The organism is Nocardioides sp. (genome assembly GCF_036493135.1).
Taxonomy (GTDB): domain Bacteria; phylum Actinomycetota; class Actinomycetes; order Propionibacteriales; family Nocardioidaceae; genus Nocardioides.
Window position 1 is genome coordinate 1 of the sequence record NZ_DASXQG010000035.1, and the last position, 21,048, is coordinate 21,048.

Sequence of the window (21,048 nt, forward strand, 5' to 3'; positions counted from 1 at the left end):
GCTGCTGGCGGATCGCCAAGCAGCAGGTGATCGGCACCAGCTGGATGGTCTGCCACCACCACCATCCCGAGGGACGGCCCACGGCCCAGCAGGTCGCGCAGGTGCACTCCAAGATCCTCACCGCCGAACGCGCGGCCTTGGGGCGTGCCCTCAAGACGGTCGAGCGGGACGCGCCGGATCACCCGGGCCAGCCGTAGGACGGGCCCTGGGGCGGCGCCTCAGACCTCGGTCCGTGAGTCGCGGTCCTTGTCGCGGATGCCGATCTTGTTGCCGAGCCACACCAGCGGGTCGTAGGTGCGGTCGACGACGCGCTCCTTCATCGGGATGATCGCGTTGTCGGTGATGTGGATGCCCTCGGGGCAGACCTCGGTGCAGCACTTGGTGATGTTGCAGTAACCGAGGCCGGCCTCCTCGCGGGTGACCTTGGTCCGGTCGACGGTGTCCAGCGGGTGCATGTCGAGCTCGGCGTAGCGCAGGAAGAAGCGAGGTCCGGCGAAGCTCACCTTGTTGTCCTCGTGGTCACGCACGACGTGGCAGGTGTTCTGGCACAGGAAGCACTCGATGCACTTGCGGAACTCCTGGCCGCGCTCGACGTCCTCCTGCATCATCCGGCGCCTGCCGTCGGCGTCGCGCGGCGGCAGCTCGACGTACGGGAGCTCCTTGGCCTTCTCGTAGTTGTACGAGACGTCTGTGACGAGGTCGCGGATCACCGGGAAGGTGCGCATCGGGGTGACCGTGATCGTCTCGGCCTCGTCGTAGTCCGACAGCCGGCACATGCACATCAGCTTCGGGCGGCCGTTGACCTCCGCGCTGCACGAGCCGCACTTGCCGGCCTTGCAGTTCCACCGGACCGCGAGGTCGCCGGCCTGGGTGGCCTGCACACGGTGGATCGCGTCGAGCACCACCTCTCCGCTCTCGACCTCGACGTCGTAGTCCTTGAGCTCACCGCCGGACTGGTCGCCGCGCCAGAGCCGCATCTTCAGCGTGTAGGCCATCAGTGATCTCCCTCGAAGAAGGCGGCCAGCTCGTCCGGCATCACCGGGAGCGGCTGGGTGGCGAGGTCGACGCCGTCGCCTGCGGCGTTCATGGACAGCGCGATGTTGAGCGTCCCCCACTTCTCGGCAAAGCCCGGGTGGTCCTCGCGGGTGTGCCCGCCGCGCGACTCCTCACGCTCGAGCGCGGCCTTCGCGATGCACTCGGCGACCAGCAGCATGTTGCGCAGGTCGATCGCGAGGTGCCAGCCGGGGTTGTAGCGACGGTCACCGGAGACCGAGAGGCGCTTCGCCCGCTCCTTGAGCTTCGCGATCTCGTCGAGCGACTTCTCCAGCTCCTCGCGGACGCGGATGATGCCGACCAGGTCGTTCATCGTCTCCTGGAGCTCGTGCTGGATCGTGTACGGGTTCTCCGTGCCGGAGTCCGAGCCCGCGAACGGCGCGAGCGCCAGCTGCTCGGCCCTCTTCACGTCGGAGTCCGAGAGCACCGGGCGGGAGCCGCTCAGGCCCGAGACGTACGTCGCGGCCGCGTCGCCGGCGCGCTTGCCGAACACCAGCAGGTCGGACAGCGAGTTGCCACCGAGACGGTTGGAGCCGTGCATGCCGCCGGAGCACTCACCCACGGCGTACAGGCCCTCGACGCCGCTCATCTCGGTGTCGGGCTCGACCTCCACACCGCCCATCAGGTAGTGGCAGGTGGGGCCGATCTCCATCGGCACCTGGGTGATGTCGACGTCGGCCAGCTCCTTGAACTGGTGGTACATCGATGGCAGCCGCTTGCGGATGAACTCCGGCGTACGGCGCGAGGCGATGTCGAGGTAGACACCGCCGTGCTCGCTGCCGCGGCCGGCCTTGATCTCGGAGTTGATCGCCCGGGCGACCTCGTCACGCGGCAGCAGCTCCGGGGGTCGGCGGTTGTTCTTCTTGTCCTCGTACCAGCCGTCCGCCTCCTCCTCGGAGTCGGCCGTCTCGTCCTTGAAGTAGTCGGAGACGTAGTCGAACATGAACCGCTTGCCGTCGGAGTTCTTCAGGATGCCGCCGTCGCCGCGCACCGACTCCGTGACCAGCAAGCCCTTCACCGACGGCGGCCAGACCATGCCGGTCGGGTGGAACTGGACGAACTCCATGTTGATCAGCTTCGCGCCGGCGCGCAGCGCCATCGCGTGGCCGTCGCCGGTGTACTCCCAGGAGTTCGAGGTGACCTTGAAGCTCTTGCCGATCCCGCCGGTGGCGAGCACGATCGCCGGCGCCTCGAAGGCGATGAAGGAACCCGTCTCGCGCCAGTAGCCGAAGGCGCCCGAGATCTTCCCGTCGTTCCTCATCAGGTCGGTGATCGTGCACTCCATGTACACGTCGATGCCGAGCTGGACGGTGCGCTGCTGGAGGGTGCGGATCATCTCCAGACCGGTGCGGTCACCGACGTGCGCCAGGCGGGCGTAACGGTGCCCGCCGAAGTCGCGCTGGGAGATCAGGCCGTCCTTGGTGCGGTCGAACAGCGCGCCCCAGTCCTCGAGCTCGAGCACTCGCTCCGGCGCCTCCTGCGCATGGAGCTGGGCCATCCGCCAGTTGTTCAGCATCTTCCCGCCGCGCATGGTGTCGCGGAAGTGGACCTGCCAGCTGTCGTCGGGCCACAGGTTGCCGAGTGCGGCGGCGGCACCGCCCTCGGCCATCACGGTGTGGGCCTTGCCGAGCAGGGACTTGCAGACCACGGCGACCTTGGCACCGGCCTCGTGGGCGGCGATCGCGGCCCGGAGGCCGGAACCACCCGCGCCGATCACGATGACGTCGTACTGGTGCTTCTCGAGGTCGGGGGGCGTCACGTTCTCGGTCATCTCAGAAGAACCTCGGGTCGTTGAACGCGCCGGCGGCGAGCAGCAGCACGTAGAGGTCGGCGATCGCGATCGAGAACAACGAGAGCCAGGCGTACATCGCATGGCTGACGTTGAGCCGCGAGACCCAGTCCCACATCCGGTAACGGACCGGGTGCTTGCTGAAGTGGCGCAGCTTGCCGCCGACGATGTGGCGGCAGGAGTGGCACGAGAGGGTGTACAGCCAGATCAGCACGATGTTGACCACGAAGATCACCGTGCCGAGACCCATGTGGACACCGCTCGACTCACCCTCGGCCGGCCCGAAGGCGAGCACCGTGTCGTAGGTGAGGACCAGCGCGACGACCACCGCGGCGTACCAGAAGTAGCGGTGGATGTTGTTGAGGATCAGGGGCAGCCTGGTCTCGCCGGAGTAGGCCTTGTGCGGCTCGGCGACCGCGCATGCGGGCGGGCTCAGCCAGAACGACCGGAAGTAGGCCTTGCGGTAGTAGTAGCAGCTGAGGCGGAAGCCGAGCGGGAAGATCAGGATGATCAGCGCGGACGAGAGCGGCCACCAACCGAACGGCTGGCCGAAGTCGGAGCTGCCCTTGACGCAGTCACCGAGGCACGGCGAGTAGAACGGCGAGAGGTAGGGCTTGCTGAAGTAGTCGCTGCCCTGGAACGCGCGGACGGTCGCGTAGACCACGAAGGCGGAGAAGACGACGAACGTGGTGAGTGGGTACAGCCACCACCGGTCCGTCCGCAGCGTCTTGGCCTCGATGCGGGCCCGGGTGGGGCCGTGCACTCCAGTTGTCATCGCCATCCTCTCCGAGCCTCGTGCGCACCCGGACGCCGAGGGGCGCGGGCGACACAGAAACTTATCGCGCGGTCCGGGATGTCGCCGTACCCGGGTGGTGTGAGATTTCCATCGGTCGGGCCCCTTAGTCGCGGCGTCGGCGGAGCAGAGCCACCAGACCGAGGGCGGTCGCGGCGCCGGCGCCGAAGGCGAGCCGCGGGTCGAGGCGTACGCCGTCGCGAGGTGCCTCGACCCGTGCCCGGAGGGCCATCGCCTCCGGCGGGACCGGACGGCTCTCGCGCTCGCGGGCGGCGCGTGCGGTGGGCGCGGTGTACGCCCAGGCTGCGGCGTACATGACGACTCGTGAGAAGTAGTTGATCCAGATCAGCAGGATCAGCGCGATCCCGAACGCCTGGAACGCCGGGCTGCGGTGGGTCGCGGCCAACAGGAAGCTGGAGAGCTGCTTGAGGATCTCGAAGGCGATCGAGCCGAGGAAGGCGCCCTCCCACAACGCCCGATCCGGCATGCGTGGGCGGGCGAGGACCGTGAAGAGCACGAAGAAGAGCAGCGTGTTGGCGACCAACCCGACCACCACGGCGCCCACCTGGACGGTCCAGGAGAGATCGTGGTCGAGGTCGGCGAGGTCGAGGACCTCGGTGGAGAAGCGGGTCACGACACCGCTGACGGCGACGCTGACCAGCATCGTCGACCCCACCACGGCCAGCGTGACCAGGTCGCGCAGCTTGCCGACGAGGACGTTGGGCCGGCGGCTGCGCGGGAGCTCGAAGACCACCTGGAGCGCGGTACGCATGCCGGAGAGCCAGCCCAACCCGGAGTAGATCAGCGTGACGAACCCGATCAGCCCGACGGTCGCGGCCGCGCTCTTGATCGACTGCAAGGAGATCTGCCCCTCGTCGGGCCCGATCATCCCCGGGAGGACCTGCTCGATGCCGTCGACGAGGTTGCTCTGCGCGTCGGGGAAGTAGCGGGCGATGTAGCCCACCACGAAGAACGCCAGGGCCAGGATCGGGAAGAAGGAGAGGAACGCGAAGTAGGTCACCGCCCCGGCCTGCGAGCCGGCGTTCACGCGGCCGTAGTGCTGCTGCATCCGGACTCCGTGGTCGAGCAGCCGCGAGTTCGCTCGCGCGTGCTCGAGGGCCGCCCGCATGCGCGCCAGCGGCGAGGTCATCAGCGCAGGTCGCCGGTGAGTGCGTGGTCGCGGGTCGCCTTCCAGCCGACGTCCGGGTCGTGCACGTAGAGATGGAACGCGTCGACGGTGAAGGCACAGTCGAAGCCGGCGAGCCCGGCGAAGGCGCGGTCGAGGAGCACGTCGTCCGGGAGGTGGGCCACCGTCACGTGCGGGTGGTACGGGAACTCGAGCTCGAGCGCGAGCGGCCCCCGTCGGCAGTCGTTGGCCAGCTGCTCGGTCGGCGAGATGCCCTCGACCAGGTTCACGAACACCACCGGAGAGACGGGCCGGAACGTGCCGGAACCGCGCAGGTGGACCCGGTACGCCGGGCAGCGGGCCGCGACCGCCTCCAGGTGCCGCTCCACGTCACCGAGCCGCGGCTGGTCGACCTCGACGGGCGGGACGAGCGTGATGTGGGCCGGGATCGTGGAACCCTGGGAGTCGCCGTTGGCGACCCGGAACTCCTGCAGCTGGCTGCCCCAGGGCTCCGGTACGGCGAGCGAGACTCCGATGGTCGGCACCCGGTTCCTCCTCAGAGCCCCGACGGGCGGGCAGCGGCGAAGCCGACCCGCTGGAACACGTCGCGCAACGTGGCCTCGGCGATGGCGGACGCCTCCTTGCGTCCGGCCTCCAGGATGTCCATCAACGCCTGTTGGTCCTCCAGCAGCTCGAGGGTGCGGTCGCGGAACGGGGTCACGAACTCGACCACCACGTCGGCCAGGTCCTGCTTGAGGGCGCCGTACCCGCGCCCGTCGTACTCATCCTCGAGGTCGCCGACCGCGCGGTCGGTGAGGGCGGAGTAGATCGTGAGCAGGTTGGAGACGCCGGGCTTCTGGTCGGGGTCGAAGCGAATCTCGGTGCCGGAGTCGGTGACGGCCGAGCGGATCTTCTTGGCGCTGACCGACGGGTCGTCGAGGAGCTCGATGATGCCGCCCGGCGAGGACGACGACTTCGACATCTTCGCGGTCGGCTCCTGCAGGTCGGTGATCTTCGCGGTGGCCTTGAGGATGTACGGCTCGGGGACCCGGAAGGTCTTCCTGTAGCGGTGGTTGAAGCGCTGCGCGAGGTCGCGGGTCAGCTCGAGGTGCTGACGCTGGTCCTCTCCGACGGGTACGTAGTGGGGGCGGTACAGCAGGATGTCGGCGGCCTGGAGCACCGGGTAGGTGAACAGCCCGACGCTGGCCGCGCCCTCGCCACCCTTGGCCGACTTGTCCTTGAACTGCGTCATCCGGCGGGCCTCGCCGAATCCGGTCAGGCACTGCAGGACCCAGCCCAGCTGGGCGTGGGCCGGGATCTGGCTCTGCACGAAGATCGACGACCGCTCGGGATCGATGCCCATCGCGACCAGCTGCGCGGCGGCCCGGAGGGTGCGCTCGCGGAGGACCCTCGGGTCCTGCTCGACGGTGATCGCGTGCAGATCTGCGATGAAGAAGAAGGGCCGGTGCTCCCGCTGGAGGTCCACCCACTGCCGCAGCGCGCCGAGGTAGTTGCCGAAGTGGAACGAGTCGGCGGTCGGCTGGATGCCGGACAGCACGCGGGGCTTGGCACCGGACGTCACGTCGGGGACGGTCAGCTCCGGTGACGTGGTGGCACTGGGCATGGGGCGCATTGTGTCAGGCCCGGTGCCCGGTCCCGGAATACCGGGTTGCCGACGTCCGACCGCGGTTGGCAGGGTGCCCGCATGACTCGGATCCCCACCCTCACCGACGGCACGGTCACCCTGCGCGCCCATCGTGAGGACGACGCCGAGGGGGCCTACGAGCAGTGCCAGGACCCGGTCAGCCAGCAGTGGACGACGGTGCCGCTCCCCTACACGCACGAGGACGCCCGCCGGTTCGTCACCGAGACGATGCCGCAGGGTTGGGCCGACGGGACGTCGTGGGGCTTCGCGGTCGAGGTGGACGGCCGGTACGCCGGCACCGTCGAGCTCCGCGACGAGGGCGAGGGTCGGGTGGAGGTGGCCTACGGCTCGCATCCGTGGGTGCGCGGCACCGGCGCCATGACGCGCGCCGTACGGCTGCTGGTCGACTGGGCGTTCACCGAGCGCAACGCCCGGGTGGTCGTCTGGCGCGCGAACAAGGGCAACTGGGCGTCGCGCAAGCTGGCGTGGCGGCTCGGGTTCACGCTCGAGGGCACGATCCGAGCCGCGCTGCCCCAGCGCGGTGAGCTGCGCGACGCGTGGGTGGGCACGCTCCTCGCCACCGATGACCGGGCCCCGAAAGGGACCTGGCTCGACGTACCGGTGCTCGAGGCCGACGGGCTGCGCCTGCGACCGTGGCGCGACTCGGACGTGCCGCGGATCGTCGAGGCCTGCTCCGATGCGCGCACGCTGACCTGGCTCGGCACGATGCCCGACCCGTACGGCGAGCCCGACGCCCAGGCCTGGCTCGAGCACCAGCGCGAGAACCTGGCCACCGGCGACAGCGCCGCGTGGGCCGTGGTGGACCCCAGCAAGGACGTGGCTCTGGCGTCGGTGAGCTTCTTCCACTACACCCCGGAGCTCGAGCTCGAGATCGGCTTCTGGGCCCACCCGGACGCTCGTGGTCGTGGCGTGATGACCCGTGCGATGGCGCGCGTCGTCGAGTACGCGTTCGAGGACGTCGGCGTACGACGGGTGATGGCCGGGGCGGCTGTGGACAACACGGCGTCGCGGCACGTGATCGAGGCCAACGGTCTGACTGCTTGGGGCACCGAACGATTCGGCACCAGGCTCCGCAGCGGGCCGGCCGACTGCGTGTTCTACGACCTGATGATCGACGACTGGCGGGCGTCGCGTCGCCGGTGACCCACGCCGCGAGATTTCGGGTCGGGGGGCCCCGCGCGGCACAATGTCACAAGACCTGGGGAGGTGGAGAGTCGTGAGCATGCCGCGCGCGATCTCGTCGCTGCGGACTCGCCGCATGCTGACGTGGTTCGTGCCCGCGGTCGGGCTGACGCTCTACCTGATCCTCGTCCCACCGGTCCCCGACTTCGCCGCGCAGGCGACGAGGGCCGCGATCTTCGAGAAGGTCGGCAACGTCTCCTGGTGGCCGGGGTGGTACGGCGGCCTCGAGCTGCCGACGTACTCCGTGATCGCGCCCGGGCTGATGGCGACCATCGGTGTCGCCACCACCGGCGCCCTCGCCGCCGCGATCTGCATGGTCATCGCCCACATCCTGTTGCGAGACTCGGCCCGGCCTCGGGCGGCCAGCGTGGTGTTCGCCGCCAGCGTCCTGATCAACCTGTTCGGCGGGCGGATCACCTTCCTGGTGGGCCTCGCGGCCGCGATGGTCGCCGTCCTCGCCCTGGTCCGTCGCCATCCGTGGCTCGCCGGCGTCGCCACCGTGGTCAGCGTGCTCGGCAGCCCGCTGGCCGGCCTGTTCACGGGCATCGTCGCCGCCGCCGTGCTGCTCTCCGATCCCAGCCGTCGCCGTGAGGCGCTGGTCGTCGGCGCCGCCACCGGCGCCTCGCTGGGCACCCTGGGCCTGCTGTTCCACAACCCAGGCGTGATGGGCTCGCCGCCCGGGCAGATGTTCCTGGCCCTGCTCGGTCTCGCGCTGGTCGTGGTCGCCTGTCGCGAGCGCACCATCCGGGTCGGCGCGGTGATCGTCGCGATCGGCCTCGTCGCGTGCATGGTCGCCCCGAACAGCGTCGGCCTGAACCTCACCCGGATGGTGTGGCTGCTCGCGGCACCGCTCATCGTCGGCTACGGCCACCGCCCCGACCGTCACGTCGTGGCGCTCACCGCCCTCGCCCTGATCTTCCCGTCCGTCGACGTGACCTGGCAGCTCGCCGAGGCCGACTCGCCGTCGGCATCCGCGTCGTACTACACCCCGCTGCTCGGCCAGCTCCGCGACCGGATGAACACCGACGCCTCGATCGGGCAGCGGGTCGAGGTCGTCGAGCCGGAGACCAAGGGGGCGGCACGGTACGTCGGCGAGTCGATGCCGGTCGCCCGCGGGTGGGAGCGGCAGGCCGACGTCACGGACAACCCGATCTTCTACACCGACGACGCCCTGAACGCCGATTCGTACCGGCACTGGCTCGACGAGCTCGCGGTGGCGTACGTCGCGGTCCCCGATGCCAAGCTGGACTTCGCCTCGGTCGACGAGGCGAAGCTGATCGCCGGTGGCCTGCCCTACCTGCGCGAGGTCTGGCACAACCAGGACTGGAAGCTGTACCAGGTCATCGACTCCGCGCCGCTGGCACGACATGCGCGGGTGCTCTCCGTGGACGGCAACCAGCTGCGACTCTGGGTGCCGCACCGCGCGCGGGTGCCGATCCAGATCCGCTGGTCGGACCACCTCGCCGTCCTCGACGGCTCCCAGCCGGTGTCGGCCGGCGTCCGTGCCCCCGGATGCCTGTCGCAGAACGGGCAGTGGACGGTGCTCCACGCGCCGGAGGCGGGCGCCTACGTGCTCACCTCGGACTTCGACGTGATCCCCGACAACCAGCAGCCCGGCGGGACCTGCCGGCAGCCCGGCGACTGACCGGTCAGGCCGGCTCGGCGGCGGCGGCGCTACGACGCGCGAAGTTCGCCGAGAGCAGCAGCACCCCGAGCCCGGCCAGCGCGAGGCCGGCGCCGACCACCGACGGTGCCCGGTAGCCCCAGCCCGCCGCGATCACCAGGCCGCCGATCCACGCCCCGAAGGCGTTGCCGACGTTGAGAGACGAGTGGTTCATCGCCGCGCCGAGGGTCTGGGCCTCGCCGGCGACGGACATCAGTCGCAGCTGGAGGTTGACCACCAGCACCGACGATGCGATCGCGACCAGGAACGCCGGGATGAGCGCCCACCAGCCGGCCGGAGCCAGCGCGGCGTACGCCAGCAGGAAGACGGCCATGGCCAGCGACGAGCCGAGCAGCGAACGGAACACCGACCAGTCCGCCAGCGCCCCGGCGACGAACGTCCCGGCGACCATGCCCAGGCCGAACGCCAGCAGGAACACCGGGACGGCGCCGTCGGCGAGCCCGCCGACCTCTGTGACGGCCTTGGCGATGTAGGAGTACAGGGCGAACATGCCGCCGAAGCCGATCGCGCCGGCGAGCAGGGTCAGCCACGCCTGGGGCTCGGCGAACAGCCGCAGCTCGCGGCGGCCCGTGGCGTCGGCGTCGCCGGGACAGGCCGGGATGAGCAGGGTCACCAGAGCCGCGGTGAGCATCGCGAGCGCCGCCGCCACCCAGAACGCCGAGCGCCAGCCGAGGTGCTGTCCCATCCACGTGGCGGCCGGGACGCCGACGACGTTGGCGACCGAGAGACCGATCATCACCATCGCGACGGCACGACCCTCGCGGCCGCGCGGAGCGAGGCTGGCGGCGACGAGGGACGCGACCCCGAAGTAGGCGCCGTGCGGCACTCCGCCGAGGAACCGCGAGAGGAGTAGCAGCCCGTAGCTGCCGGCCACCGCGCTCAGCGCGTTGGCCGCGGCGTACGCCGTCATCAGGGCGACGAGCAGTCCACGCCGCGGCAGCCGGGCGCCGACGAAGGCCAGGACCGGCGCGCCGACCACGACACCCAGCGCGTACGCCGAGATCAGGTGGCCGGCGGAGGGGATGGACACGTCGACGCCGTCCGCGACCTGGGGCAGCAGGCCCATCGCCATGAACTCCGTGGTGCCGATCGCGAACCCGCCCATGGCCAGGGCGAGGAGCGCCAGGGTGAAGCTCATGGTGCGGGTGTCGGCCGTCGCCGGGGTGGTCGTCGTCATGCTCCTACCAGTGTGCGGCCATCGGGCCGCGTCGTGAATTCCACGACGGCCCGGTAGGAACCTCAGCCGAGCGAGGCGAGCGCGTCGTTGAACGTCTGCGACGGGCGCATCACGGCCGAGGCCAGCGCGTCGTCGGGGCGGTAGTAGCCCCCGAGGTCGACCGGGTGGCCCTGGACGGCGATCAGCTCGTCGTTGATCGTCTGCTCGTTCTCGGTGAGCGTCTCCGCCAGACCCTTGAACGCCGCGGCCAGCTCGGGGTCGTCGTCCTGTCGCGCGAGCTCCTGGGCCCAGTACATCGCCAGGTAGAAGTGCGAGCCGCGGTTGTCGATCGAGCCGACCTTGCGGGCGGGGTTCTTGTTCTCGTTCAGGAAGGTGCCGGTCGCGCGCTCGAGGGTCTCGCCCAGGATCCTGGCGTGCGGGTTGTCGTTCGCCTCGGCGTACTTGGCGAACGACTCGGCCAGGGCGAGGAACTCGCCGAGGCTGTCCCAGCGCAGGTAGTCCTCCTTGAGCAGCTGCTGGACGTGCTTGGGCGCGGAGCCGCCGGCGCCGGTCTCGAACAGCCCTCCGCCGTTGATCAGCGGGACGATCGAGAGCATCTTCGCGCTGGTGCCGAGCTCGAGGATCGGGAACAGGTCGGTGAGGTAGTCGCGCAGGACGTTGCCGGTGACCGAGATGGTGTCCTCGCCCTTGCGGATGCGCTCGAGCGAGTACGCCGTGGCGAGCTCGGGCGACAGAATCTGGATCTCGAGGCCGGAGGTGTCATGGTCGGGCAGGTACGCCCGGACCTTGGCGATCAGGTTGGCGTCGTGGGCCCGGCTCTCGTCGAGCCAGAAGACCGCCGGAGCGCCGGTCGCACGCGCGCGCGTCACGGCGAGCTTCACCCAGTCGCGGACCGGCACGTCCTTGGTCTGGCAGGCACGCCAGATGTCGCCGGCCTCGACGTCGTGCTCGATCAGGACGTCGCCCGAGCCGTCGACCACGCGCACGTTGCCCGCGGACCGGATCTCGAAGGTCTTGTCGTGAGAGCCGTACTCCTCGGCAGCCTGGGCCATCAGCCCGACGTTCGGCACCGAGCCCATGGTGGTCGGGTCGAAGGCGCCGTGGGCCCGGCAGTCGTCGAGGACCACCTGGTAGACGCCGGCGTACGACGAGTCGGGGATCACCGCGAGCGTGTCGGCCTCCTGGCCGTCGGGTCCCCACATGTGGCCGCTGGTGCGGATCATCGCCGGCATCGACGCGTCGACGATCACGTCGGAGGGGACGTGGAGGTTGGTGACGCCGCGGTCGGAGTCGACCATGGCCAGCGCGGGGCCGGCGGCGATGCCGGCTTCGAAGGCCGCCTTGATCTCGGCACCGTTCTCGAGCGTGTCGAGACCGGCCAGGATGCCACCGAGCCCGTTGCTGGGGCTGAGGCCCGCGGCGGCGAGCTGCTCGCCGTACGTCGCGAAGACCTCGGGGAAGAACGTGGTGACCGCGTGCCCGAAGATGAGCGGGTCGGAGACCTTCATCATGGTCGCCTTGAGATGGACCGAGAACAGCACGTCGTCGGCCTTGGCCCGGGCGATCGCGTTGGTCAGGAAGGCGTGGAGGTGCGCCACCTGCATCGCGGTGGCGTCCACGATCTCGCCGGCCAGCACCGGCACGGCGTCCTTGAGCACCGTCACGGCGCCGTCCTCGGCCTCGTGCTCGATGCGGAGCGTGCCCTCGGCCTCGATCACGACGGACTTCTCGTTGGCCCGGAAGTCGTGCCGTCCCATCGTCTCGACGTTCGTCTTCGAGTCGGGGCTCCACGCGCCCATCGAGTGGGGGTGCTTGCGGGCGTACTGCTTGACGGACTCAGCGGCACGTCGATCGGAGTTGCCCTCGCGGAGGACCGGGTTGACGGCACTGCCCTTGACCCGGTCGTAGCGGGCCCGCGACTCCTTCTCCTCGTCGGTGGACGGGGAGTCCGGGTAGTCGGGGAGGTCGTAGCCCTGCGACTGCAGCTCGGCGATCGCGGCCTTCAGCTGAGGCGTCGACGCCGAGATGTTGGGCAGCTTGATGATGTTGGCCTCGGGCCGCTTGGCCAGCTCGCCGAGCTCGGCCAGCGCGTCGCCCAGCCGCTGCTCGTCGGAGAGCCGCTCGGGGAACTGGGCGATGATCCGCCCGGCGAGCGAGATGTCGCGCGACTCGACCGCCACGCCCGCCTGTCCGGCGTACGCCTCGATGATCGGCAGGAAGGAGTACGTCGCCAGCAGCGGCGCCTCGTCGGTGTGGGTGTAGATGATGGCTGGTCTGTCGGTGGCAGGGCTCTCGGACACGTTCACGACGCTAGTCAGCGGTGCGGACGTGCGGCAAACCGGGGCAGCGTAGGCGTCAGCCGTGGCGCATCCGCACCAACGAGATGCCGGTGGACGTGGCCACGGTGTCCTGCTGTGCCACCAGGCCCAGACCTCGGGCGTAGTAGGACTGCACGGAGTGCAACGGCTCGAGGGTGCTGAGGTCGCGCGTGGCGACCGTGTGTCGGAACGTGCGCTCGGTAGTGGCGACGGTGGCCGTGAGCGAGACGACGGTCGAGCGACGCTCGACCACACCGGGCTGGAGGGCGTTGAGGTAGCCGTCGCCCAGGCGCGGCGGGTCGGTGAGGACCAGGCCCGCTTCGGCGCCGTCTCGTCCGGCCAGCCACGAGGAGGGGGCGAGGCTGTCGAGGCGCGGCGTGTGCGGCCGCACCTGCTGGCCGAACCACCACACGTTCCCGGCCGTGTCCACGGCGTACCACCGGACCAAGGCGGTGCGCTCGTGCCCCCGGACGCGGACCTGCCAACGCACGCCGGTGGTGGGGATCCCCGCGATGTCCCGCTGCTCAGGAAGCACGGTCGCCACGACGGCGCGGAAGCCGGTCGGCGTGTACTGGCGATAGAGCCATCGGGTGCCCGACCGGAGCGGGAACAACGGGTTCTCGGTGTGGCCGGCGAAGTCGGCGGGGCTCGGGCTGGGCGTGGGGATGGTGAGCCCGTCGATGCCGGCCGGACCGAGCGGAGCAGGTGATGCGCCGCAGCCGGTGAGGACCGCCGGACCGAGCGTCAGCGCTGCCAACGTGGCCGCTGCGCGGACCGCCCAGGCTGCCGCGCGCGTCATGCCAGCAGCATGCCAGCCCGGCGGAGGACGACCTCCGTTCCGCTGCTAGCGTCACCAGCGTCGTCGTCGTTGCGTCCAGGATTCGTCGAGGAGAAGTCTCGTGAGCTCAGCCCCGCTCAAGGTCGCCGTCACCGGCGCCGCCGGCCAGATCGGCTACAGCCTGCTGTTCCGTCTTGCGAGCGGATCCTTGCTCGGGGCGGACCGCCCGGTCGAGCTGCGGCTGCTCGAGATCGAGCCGGCCCTGAAGGCGCTCGAGGGTGTGGTCATGGAGCTCGAAGACTGTGCGTTCCCGTCGCTGGCCGGCGTCCAGATCGGCGCCGACCCGGAGAAGATCTTCGACGGTGTGAACCTCGCGCTGCTGGTCGGCGCCCGCCCGCGGGGACCGGGGATGGAGCGCAGCGACCTGCTCGAGGCGAACGGCGCGATCTTCACCGCCCAGGGCAAGGCCCTCAACAACGTGGCGGCGGACGACATACGCATCGGTGTGACCGGCAACCCGGCCAACACCAACGCCCTGATCGCGATGACGAACGCGCCCGACATCCCGCAGGAGCGCTTCTCCGCGCTGACCCGGCTCGATCACAACCGCGCGATCTCGCAGCTCGCGCAGAAGACGGGTGCCGCGGTGACCGAGATCAAGAAGATGACGATCTGGGGGAACCACTCGGCGACCCAGTACCCCGACCTGTTCCACGCCGAGGTCGGCGGGAAGAACGCCGCCGAGCTCGTCGACGACCAGGACTGGCTGGCGAACACCTTCATCCCGACCGTCGCCAAGCGCGGTGCCGCGATCATCGACGCCCGCGGCTCGTCGTCCGCCGCGTCGGCCGCCTCGGCGACCATCGACGCGGCCCGCGACTGGTTGCACGGCTCGGCCGAGGGCGACTGGGTCTCGATGGCCGTCCGCTCCGACGGGTCCTACGGCGTGCCGGAGGGACTGATCTCCTCGTTCCCGGTGACCACCTCGAACGGCGACTGGTCGATCGTCCAGGGTCTCCAGATCGACGACTTCTCCCGCGGCCGGATCGACGCGAGCGTCGCCGAGCTCGCCGAGGAGAAGGACGCCGTCACCGGGCTCGGCCTGATCTGACCCTCGCCGAGTCGGGATCAGCCGACTCGGCGTCAGAGGGGCGGCTGGTTGGGGATGCTCGTGGAGAGGATCCAGAGGGCGACACCGGCCACCGTCAGGATGACGACGTCGACCCAGCGGCGGCGTACGGCGAGCATGCCCGCCTGCGGGGCCGGGATCACCAGCCGCACGAGCGCGCCGAAGACCAGCGCGGCGGCGATCCACTTCACGCCGAGTCGCCACTCGCCCCGGGTGACGATCGCGAGGCCGACCGCCGAGACGATCAGCACCAGCAGGTAGAACGCGCCGCCGATCGTCGACGGGTAGCGCCGGCCCTGCGGCTCGGCCGACTCCGCGGGTACGTCGTCGACCGGCGGGTCGATGTCGGGTCCCGGGTCGGGCTCGCGCAGCTCCACGTCTCCCTCCATCGCTCTAGTGTGCCGCCTCCTCCGCGATCGCCACGACGTTGGCCAGGAGCATCGCCCGGGTCATCGGCCCGACGCCGCCCGGATTGGGCGAGATCCAGCCGGCGACCTCGGCCACCTCCTCAGCCACGTCGCCGGCGATCTTCCCGTCGACGCGCGAGACGCCGACGTCGAGCACGGCGGCACCGGGCTTGACCATGTCGGCGGTGATGATGTCGGGCACGCCCGCCGCGGCGACCACGATGTCGGCCCCACGCACGTGCGCGGCCAGGTCGCGGGTGCGGGTGTGGCACAGGGTCACCGTGGCGTTCTCGGTACGCCGGGTGAGGATCAGCCCGAGCGGGCGGCCGACGGTGATGCCGCGACCGACCACGACCACCTCGGCGCCCTCGATCACGATGTCGTGGCGGCGGAGCAGCTCCACGACGCCCACCGGGGTGCACGGCAACGGACCTTCTTCGCCGAGCACCAGCTTGCCGAGGTTCGTCGGGTGGAGCCCGTCGACGTCCTTGGCCGGGTCGACCCGCGACAACAGTGCGAACTCGTCGAGGCCGGTCGGCTGCTGAACGATGAACCCGGTGCACGCGGGGTCGGCGTTGAGCTCGTCGATGACGGCCTCGACCTCGGCCTGGGTCGCGGTCGCCGGGAGGTCGCGCCGGATCGAGGTGATGCCGATCGAGGCGCAGTCCTTGTGCTTGGCGCCGACGTACCAGTGTGAGCCCGGGTCGTCGCCGACCAGGACCGTGCCGAGCCCGGGCGTGACACCGCGCGCCTTCAGCTTCTCCACTCGTTCGGCGAGCTCGGCCTTGATCGTCCGCAGCGTGGCGGTGCCGTCGAGGATGCGTGCGGTCATGCGGTGCTGCTCCCTTGGGTCTACGTCGGTGACGTCGGTCGGTCAGTGGAAGAAGTGGCGGGTTCCGGTGGCGTACATCGTCACGCCCGCATCCTGGCAGGCCTTGATCGTGAGCTCGTCACGGACCGAGCCGCCCGGCTGGACGATCGCCCGGATGCCGGCGTCGATCAGGATCTGGGGGCCGTCCTCGAAGGGGAAGAACGCATCGGACGCCGCCACCGAGCCGGCCGCCCTCTCTCCCGCGCGTGAGACCGCGAGGCGGCACGAGTCGACACGGTTCACCTGGCCCATCCCGATGCCGACCGAGGCACCGTCGTGGGCGAGCAGGATCGCGTTCGACTTCACGGCGCGGCAGGCGCGCCAGGCGAACGTCAGGTCGGCGAGCACGTCGTCGGAGACGGCGTCGCCGGCGACGAGCGTCCACGTCGACGGGTCGTCACCCGGAGCGTCGACGTGGTCGACCCGCTGCATCAGGACGCCACCGGAGATGCCGCGGAACTCGACGGGGTCGGGGTGCGCGTCGACGGCACATCGCAGGATGCGGATGTTCTTCTTGCCCTCGAGCACGTCCACGGCACCGTCCTCGAAGTCGGGCGCCACGATCACCTCGGTGAACACCTCCGCGACCTGCTCGGCCATCTCCCGGCTCACCGGCCGGTTGACCGCGATCACGCCGCCGAACGCCGAGACGGGGTCGCACGCGTGCGCCTTGCGATGGGCCTCGGCGACGTCGGCGCCGGTCGCGATGCCGCACGGGTTGGCATGCTTGATGATCGCCACCGCCGGCTCGGCGAAGTCGTTCGCCGCGCGCCGCGCGGCGTCGGTGTCGACGTAGTTGTTGTAGGACATCTCCTTGCCGTGGAGCTGCTCGGCATCGGCCAGACCGCCGCGCCAGTGGGCATAGAGCGCGGCCGGCTGGTGGGGGTTCTCGCCGTACCGCAGCACCGCCTTCTTCTCCCAGGTCGCGCCGGTGAACGCCGGGAAGCTCGCCTCCGAATCGGATGGAGCGTCGCTGGTGTCGGTCAGCACGCTGCCCATCCACGACGCCACCTGCACGTCGTACGCCGCGGTGTGCGCGAAGGCCTCGGCGGCGAGCCTCTGGCGCTGCTCGAGCGTGAACCCGCCGGCGGTCAGGGCGGCGAGCACGTCGGGGTACCGGTCGGGTGAGGTGACGACGGCGACCGACGGGTGGTTCTTGGCCGCAGCCCGCACCATCGACGGCCCGCCGATGTCGATCTGCTCCACGCACTGATCCGGCGTGGCGCCTGAGGTGACGGTGTCGACGAACGGGTAGAGGTTGGAGACCACGAGGTCGAACGGCTCGATGCCGAGATCCGCCAGCTGCTGGACGTGAGAGTCGAGGCGCCGGTCGGCGAGGATGCCGGCGTGCACCTTCGGGTGCAACGTCTTCACCCGGCCGTCGAGGCACTCGGGGAAGCCGGTGAGGTCCTCGACCTTGGTCACCGGCAGGCCCAGCGACTCGATGCGCCCGGCCGAGCCGCCGGTCGAGACCAGCTCGACGCCGGCACCGGCGAGGCCGCGGACGAGGTCGTCGAGCCCGGTCTTGTCGTACACGGAGACCAGGGCGCGCCTGATCGGGATCTGGTCGTTCACGGGACACTCCTGCGCTCGATCCGAGCACCCAGGCGGTCGATGCTCGGTGACGTCACTCCCTGGTGGTTGCCCACCTGCGCCAGTCGTGTGGCCACACCCTACCGGCCGGATCAGCCGCCGAAACGCACGACTCGGCCGTCGACGGTGAACCCCTCGCGGGCCATCCTGCCGACCGCCTCGACCAGCATCCGGCGCTCCTCGGTCTTGATCCGCTCGTGAAGCGTCTCGGCGGTGTCGTCATCGAGCACCGGAACGACGGACTGCGCGACGATCGGTCCGGTGTCGACGCCGGCGTCCACCACGAACAGCGTGCAGCCGGTGACCTTCACGCCGTACGCCAGCGCGTCGGCCGGCCCGTGCATGCCGGGGAACGACGGTGAGAGTGCGGGGTGGGTGTTCAGCAACCGTCCGGCGTACGCCGCCAGGAAGTCCTCGCCGACCAGCTTCATGAAGCCGGCCGACACGACGAGATCCGGATCGAACCCGGCCACCGACGCGGTCAGCGCGGCGTCCCAGGCCGACCGCGTCTGGAAGTCCTTCACCCGGAGCACGAACGTCGGGACGCCGGCGCGCTCGGCCCGGGTCAGTCCCTCGATGCCCTCGCGGTCGGCGCCGACGGCGACCACGGTCGCGGGGTACGCCGGGTCGGCGGTCGCGTCGAGCAGGGCCTGGAGGTTCGTGCCCGAGCCGGACACCAGGACGACGACGCGCAGCTGGCTCCCGACCACGGCCGCGAGTCTACGAGCAGGGTTCGAGCACGGTTCACGAGCAGGGTTCACGAGTTCGGGCGAACCGGTCGCGGACCCATTCATCACTGCATAGGCTGTATTCCGTTAAGTGAAGATCAAGCCGGTCTCGGGGGAAGACCGCACCACAAGTGGGGGCCACAGAAAGGTCGTCCCCCACGTGCGCAGGATCCTCGGCACGATGCTCGCGCTCGCCTGCCTGATCCCGCTGGCCGCTCAGGCTCCCGCCGATGCGCGCGCCTCTCACCGGACGCGGATCCACGTCACGTCCCGCTTCTTCGGGATCCACGACGCCTCGACCCTGGCCTACGGTCGCCTCGACTTCGGCTCGATCCGGCTCTGGGACGCCGGTGTCACCTGGCGTGACATCGAGACCTCGCCCGGCGTCTACGACTGGAGTCGCCTCGACACCCTGGTCCGGGCGGCTCAGGCACACCACACCCAGGTCACGCTGGTCCTGGCGATGACCCCCTCGTTCTACGCCGACGCGCCGTCCCTCCCGCCGACCGATCTCGCCCGCTACCGCGACTTCGTCCGCGCCACCATGACCCGCTACCGCAGCTTCGAGGGCAGCCGTGGCGTCATCGACTACCAGGTCTGGAACGAGGGCAACGTGTCGACGTTCTGGACCGGTACGCCTGCCCAGCTGGCCCAGCTGACGCGGATCGTCGACCAGGTACGCGACCAGGTCGACCCGGCCGCCACCGTCGTCGCGCCCTCGTTCGCCGTACGGCTGCCCGGGCAGCGGCGCTGGTTGTCGGCGTACGTCGCGCAGCGGGTCGCCGGCCGGCCGGTCTGGAGCTACTTCGACGTGACCGCGCTCAGCCTCTACCCGAAGGCGACGTACGGCGCGCGCACCGGCGGACCCGAGGACGCCGTCGCGATGCTCGGCAACGTGCGGCACCGCCTCGCCGCCGCGCACGTCCCGGCCTCTCTGCCGTTGTGGGCCACCGAGATCAACTACGGGCTGCCGTCCGGTGCCCCGCCGGGACACCTTGCCGCGACCCCCATCTCGGCCCGGCGCCAGGCCGCGAACGTCATCCGCACGTACCTGCTCGCGGCGGCCTCGGGGATCGCCCGCGTCTACTGGTACCGCTACGACTGGGGCCGGCTCCCCGACTCAGCCGGCGGTGGCACGCTCGGGAACACCCTGCTCTCGGACCCCGCCGACCACCGCGTGGTCACTCCGGCCGGACGGGCGCTGCACACCGTCCGGCGCTGGATGCGCGGCCGGCTCGTCGGCACCGGCGGCAAGCAGCCGTGCGCCCGCAACGCTCGTGGCACCTACACCTGCACGGTCAAGTACGCCGGCGGCACCCGGACGATCCTGTGGAACCCGACCCGCAAGGTCACCATGAGGGTGCCTGGCACGGCGTCCACAGAGGACCAGCGCGGTCGGTCCGCCCCTCGGTCGGGGAGTCCCGCCCGGCTGAAGGTCGGCTACCGCCCGGTGATGGTGACGTCCCGCTGACCCTGCGCCGATCGGCGGTGGCGGAGGGTGGCTAGCAGGGATCCGACGAGACCGCCGATGCCGAAGGTGGCCACCCCGTGCAGGAGCACCTGGAACACGAACGGGCCCACGTCGGCCATCCGCCCGGGACCCACCGCGCCGCCGGAGACTGCGGCCAGCAACGCGAACCCGACCGCGCAGGCCAGGCCCGCACCGACCCCGCGGAGCGCCGCTTCGTCCCACCGGGACGTCGGGTAGCTGCGCAGCGTGCGGTAGACGGCGACCGCCGCCACGAGGGGCGGCAGCGCCAGCAGCCCGGCCGTCCAGCCCGGGGTCGGGCCGGCGTCGGGGAGTGCTGCCAGCAGCGGGAACATCGGCAGGGCCCCGAGCACCACGCCGGTCGGGGCGACCAGGGTGTGGGTGCCCACCGCGAACCCGGGGCCGAGCAGGTAGGAGCCGCTGAAGAGGGTGGCGTTCGGCGACACCAGGACGCAGAGCCCGATCAGGAGGGTGGCCGCGCCGGGGCTCGTGTGCAGCTGTGACATGACGTTGACCGCGCCGTCCCAGTCGACGACCAGGGCGATGCCGAGAACGACCGCCGACACCGCGACGTACGCGATCAGGATGCGCCAGGCGGCGGCCGCGGCGGCGCGCAGCGAGAGGGGCAGGAACGACGTCCAGATCGCGGCACGGCCGGACCCGACGGCGATCGCGCTGCCACCGATGACGCCGCACAGGACGACGGTCCAGACCAGTGTCCGGGCGAGCGAGGGAGACGTGGCCGCGGTCGCGGCCAGGTGATGGGTGACGACCACGACGACGGCGTACCCCAGGGTGAAGACGCCGGTGGCCGAGGCAACGGTCCAGTCGCGCATCCCATCGGCGATGGCGTCGGCGTCCGGGCCGTGACCGGAGACCGAGTCGCCCAGCCGGAGCCCGAGCCGCCAGATCAGGACGGCGGCCAGCAGGGTCAGGCCCAGGGGCAGCGCGGTGATCACGGTCCCCTCGACCCGAACGCTCGAGCCGTGCGCCATCAGCCAGCCCGTCGCACCCACGCGCAGACCGTCGCGGGGTGCGCCGTGGGCACCCGCGTCGGTGAGGAACCAGCCGATCACCCCACCGGCCAGGCACACCACGAGCGTCGAGCAGGCTGCGCCGACCCCCGCCAGCGCACCGAGCAGCACCAAGGGGCGCCGGTGGGCGGTGTCCTTCCGGTCACCGCGCGGTGCCCGAGTACGACGCGGGGCCGGGAGCAGCGAGGTCATGGTTCGCTCATCATCGCCCGCGTGACCGGCACGATCGGG

At 70.7% G+C, this 21,048-nt stretch carries 19 protein-coding genes and 1 riboswitch; of the genes, 5 read left to right on the forward strand and 14 right to left on the reverse strand.

Translation table 11 applies throughout. The features are described 5' to 3' along the window. On the forward strand, positions 1–197 hold a 197-nt coding region (locus VGJ24_RS05470; protein WP_331499492.1), incomplete at its 5' end, for a hypothetical protein. 21 nt (positions 198–218) lie between these two features. Here the strand turns inward: VGJ24_RS05470 and VGJ24_RS05475 are convergent. The 6 genes from VGJ24_RS05475 to trpS all read right to left on the reverse strand — a co-directional run bounded on the left by VGJ24_RS05475 (position 219) and on the right by trpS (position 6,385). Continuing rightward, entirely contained in the window at positions 219–995 is a 777-nt protein-coding gene (locus VGJ24_RS05475; protein WP_331499493.1) for a succinate dehydrogenase/fumarate reductase iron-sulfur subunit, read from the reverse strand. Continuing rightward, positions 995–2,824 (reverse strand): fumarate reductase/succinate dehydrogenase flavoprotein subunit, encoded by a 1,830-nt coding sequence (locus VGJ24_RS05480; protein ID WP_331499494.1) that lies wholly within the window; start codon positions 2,822–2,824, stop codon positions 995–997. The genes VGJ24_RS05475 and VGJ24_RS05480 overlap by 1 nt, the downstream gene beginning before the upstream one ends. Position 2,825: 1 nt before the next feature. Then, a complete protein-coding gene (locus tag VGJ24_RS05485; RefSeq protein ID WP_331499495.1) occupies positions 2,826–3,623 on the reverse strand; it encodes a hypothetical protein in 798 nt (265 codons plus the stop codon). Between the two features lie 118 nt (positions 3,624–3,741). Then, positions 3,742–4,785 (reverse strand): YihY/virulence factor BrkB family protein, encoded by a 1,044-nt coding sequence (locus tag VGJ24_RS05490; RefSeq protein WP_331499496.1) that lies wholly within the window; start codon positions 4,783–4,785, stop codon positions 3,742–3,744. After that, positions 4,785–5,306, reverse strand: a complete 522-nt coding sequence (locus VGJ24_RS05495) for a 2'-5' RNA ligase family protein (protein ID WP_331499497.1) — start codon at positions 5,304–5,306, stop codon at positions 4,785–4,787. Before VGJ24_RS05495 ends, VGJ24_RS05490 begins: the two co-directional genes overlap by 1 nt. 11 nt (positions 5,307–5,317) lie before the next feature. Further along, positions 5,318–6,385, reverse strand: coding sequence for a tryptophan--tRNA ligase (trpS, locus tag VGJ24_RS05500; RefSeq protein ID WP_331499498.1), 1,068 nt, complete (start codon positions 6,383–6,385; stop codon positions 5,318–5,320). A gap of 81 nt (positions 6,386–6,466) precedes the next feature. Here trpS and VGJ24_RS05505 point away from each other — a divergent pair, with 81 nt between their 5' ends. Together VGJ24_RS05505 and VGJ24_RS05510 are read left to right on the forward strand one after the other, a co-directional pair. Continuing rightward, positions 6,467–7,570: a GNAT family N-acetyltransferase gene (locus VGJ24_RS05505; protein WP_331499499.1), complete on the forward strand. Its 1,104-nt coding sequence runs from the start codon at positions 6,467–6,469 to the stop codon at positions 7,568–7,570. 73 nt (positions 7,571–7,643) lie between these two features. Then, positions 7,644–9,254: a hypothetical protein gene (locus VGJ24_RS05510; RefSeq protein WP_331499500.1), complete on the forward strand. Its 1,611-nt coding sequence runs from the start codon at positions 7,644–7,646 to the stop codon at positions 9,252–9,254. A 4-nt stretch (positions 9,255–9,258) separates the two neighbouring features. Here VGJ24_RS05510 and VGJ24_RS05515 read toward each other — a convergent pair whose 3' ends face one another. The 3 genes from VGJ24_RS05515 to VGJ24_RS05525 all read right to left on the reverse strand — a co-directional run bounded on the left by VGJ24_RS05515 (position 9,259) and on the right by VGJ24_RS05525 (position 13,587). Continuing rightward, on the reverse strand, positions 9,259–10,470 hold the full coding sequence (locus tag VGJ24_RS05515) for an MFS transporter (protein WP_331499501.1): 1,212 nt from the start codon (positions 10,468–10,470) through the stop codon (positions 9,259–9,261). 62 nt (positions 10,471–10,532) lie between these two features. Further along, positions 10,533–12,770, reverse strand: a complete 2,238-nt coding sequence (locus VGJ24_RS05520) for an NADP-dependent isocitrate dehydrogenase (RefSeq protein ID WP_331499502.1) — start codon at positions 12,768–12,770, stop codon at positions 10,533–10,535. A gap of 55 nt (positions 12,771–12,825) precedes the next feature. Then, positions 12,826–13,587 carry a hypothetical protein gene (locus VGJ24_RS05525; RefSeq protein ID WP_331499503.1) on the reverse strand — a complete coding sequence of 254 codons (762 nt, stop codon included), beginning with the start codon at positions 13,585–13,587 and terminating at the stop codon, positions 12,826–12,828. Between the two features lie 100 nt (positions 13,588–13,687). Here VGJ24_RS05525 and VGJ24_RS05530 point away from each other — a divergent pair, with 100 nt between their 5' ends. Beyond that, positions 13,688–14,677: a malate dehydrogenase gene (locus VGJ24_RS05530; RefSeq protein ID WP_331499504.1), complete on the forward strand. Its 990-nt coding sequence runs from the start codon at positions 13,688–13,690 to the stop codon at positions 14,675–14,677. Positions 14,678–14,709: 32 nt separating this feature from the next. Here VGJ24_RS05530 and VGJ24_RS05535 read toward each other — a convergent pair whose 3' ends face one another. From VGJ24_RS05535 to purN, 4 genes are all read right to left on the reverse strand, one after another. After that, complete coding sequence (locus VGJ24_RS05535; RefSeq protein WP_331499505.1) at positions 14,710–15,084, reverse strand: DUF3017 domain-containing protein; 375 nt, start codon at positions 15,082–15,084, stop codon at positions 14,710–14,712. A gap of 4 nt (positions 15,085–15,088) precedes the next feature. Beyond that, a complete protein-coding gene (locus VGJ24_RS05540; protein ID WP_331499506.1) occupies positions 15,089–15,934 on the reverse strand; it encodes a bifunctional methylenetetrahydrofolate dehydrogenase/methenyltetrahydrofolate cyclohydrolase in 846 nt (281 codons plus the stop codon). A gap of 42 nt (positions 15,935–15,976) precedes the next feature. Next, positions 15,977–17,548, reverse strand: coding sequence for a bifunctional phosphoribosylaminoimidazolecarboxamide formyltransferase/IMP cyclohydrolase (purH, locus tag VGJ24_RS05545; RefSeq protein ID WP_331499507.1), 1,572 nt, complete (start codon positions 17,546–17,548; stop codon positions 15,977–15,979). 19 nt (positions 17,549–17,567) lie between these two features. Beyond that, a riboswitch (ZMP/ZTP riboswitch) is annotated at positions 17,568–17,645 on the reverse strand. A 13-nt stretch (positions 17,646–17,658) separates the two neighbouring features. Beyond that, a complete protein-coding gene (gene purN / locus VGJ24_RS05550; RefSeq protein WP_331499508.1) occupies positions 17,659–18,276 on the reverse strand; it encodes a phosphoribosylglycinamide formyltransferase in 618 nt (205 codons plus the stop codon). Between the two features lie 178 nt (positions 18,277–18,454). Here purN and VGJ24_RS05555 point away from each other — a divergent pair, with 178 nt between their 5' ends. Next, positions 18,455–19,765, forward strand: coding sequence for a hypothetical protein (locus VGJ24_RS05555; protein ID WP_331499509.1), 1,311 nt, complete (start codon positions 18,455–18,457; stop codon positions 19,763–19,765). Here VGJ24_RS05555 and VGJ24_RS05560 read toward each other — a convergent pair. Next, positions 19,735–21,009, reverse strand: a complete 1,275-nt coding sequence (locus VGJ24_RS05560; protein WP_331499510.1) for a DUF6350 family protein — start codon at positions 21,007–21,009, stop codon at positions 19,735–19,737. The genes VGJ24_RS05555 and VGJ24_RS05560 overlap by 31 nt on opposite strands. Between the last annotated feature and the right edge of the window lie 39 nt (positions 21,010–21,048).

Bases quoted from the DNA above. Each gene is read 5' to 3' on its own strand.
- VGJ24_RS05480 (WP_331499494.1), bottom strand. From the start codon at position 2,824: ATGACCGAGAACGTGACGCCCCCCGACCTCGAGAAGCACCAGTACGAC.
- VGJ24_RS05535 (WP_331499505.1), bottom strand. From the start codon at position 15,084: ATGGAGGGAGACGTGGAGCTGCGCGAGCCCGACCCGGGACCCGACATC.
- trpS (WP_331499498.1), bottom strand. From the start codon at position 6,385: ATGCCCAGTGCCACCACGTCACCGGAGCTGACCGTCCCCGACGTGACG.
- VGJ24_RS05515 (WP_331499501.1), bottom strand. From the start codon at position 10,470: ATGACGACGACCACCCCGGCGACGGCCGACACCCGCACCATGAGCTTC.
- VGJ24_RS05525 (WP_331499503.1), bottom strand. From the start codon at position 13,587: ATGACGCGCGCGGCAGCCTGGGCGGTCCGCGCAGCGGCCACGTTGGCA.
- VGJ24_RS05560 (WP_331499510.1), bottom strand. From the start codon at position 21,009: ATGACCTCGCTGCTCCCGGCCCCGCGTCGTACTCGGGCACCGCGCGGT.
- VGJ24_RS05540 (WP_331499506.1), bottom strand. From the start codon at position 15,934: ATGACCGCACGCATCCTCGACGGCACCGCCACGCTGCGGACGATCAAG.
- VGJ24_RS05485 (WP_331499495.1), bottom strand. From the start codon at position 3,623: ATGGCGATGACAACTGGAGTGCACGGCCCCACCCGGGCCCGCATCGAG.
- VGJ24_RS05490 (WP_331499496.1), bottom strand. From the start codon at position 4,785: ATGACCTCGCCGCTGGCGCGCATGCGGGCGGCCCTCGAGCACGCGCGA.
- VGJ24_RS05505 (WP_331499499.1), top strand. From the start codon at position 6,467: ATGACTCGGATCCCCACCCTCACCGACGGCACGGTCACCCTGCGCGCC.
- VGJ24_RS05475 (WP_331499493.1), bottom strand. From the start codon at position 995: ATGGCCTACACGCTGAAGATGCGGCTCTGGCGCGGCGACCAGTCCGGC.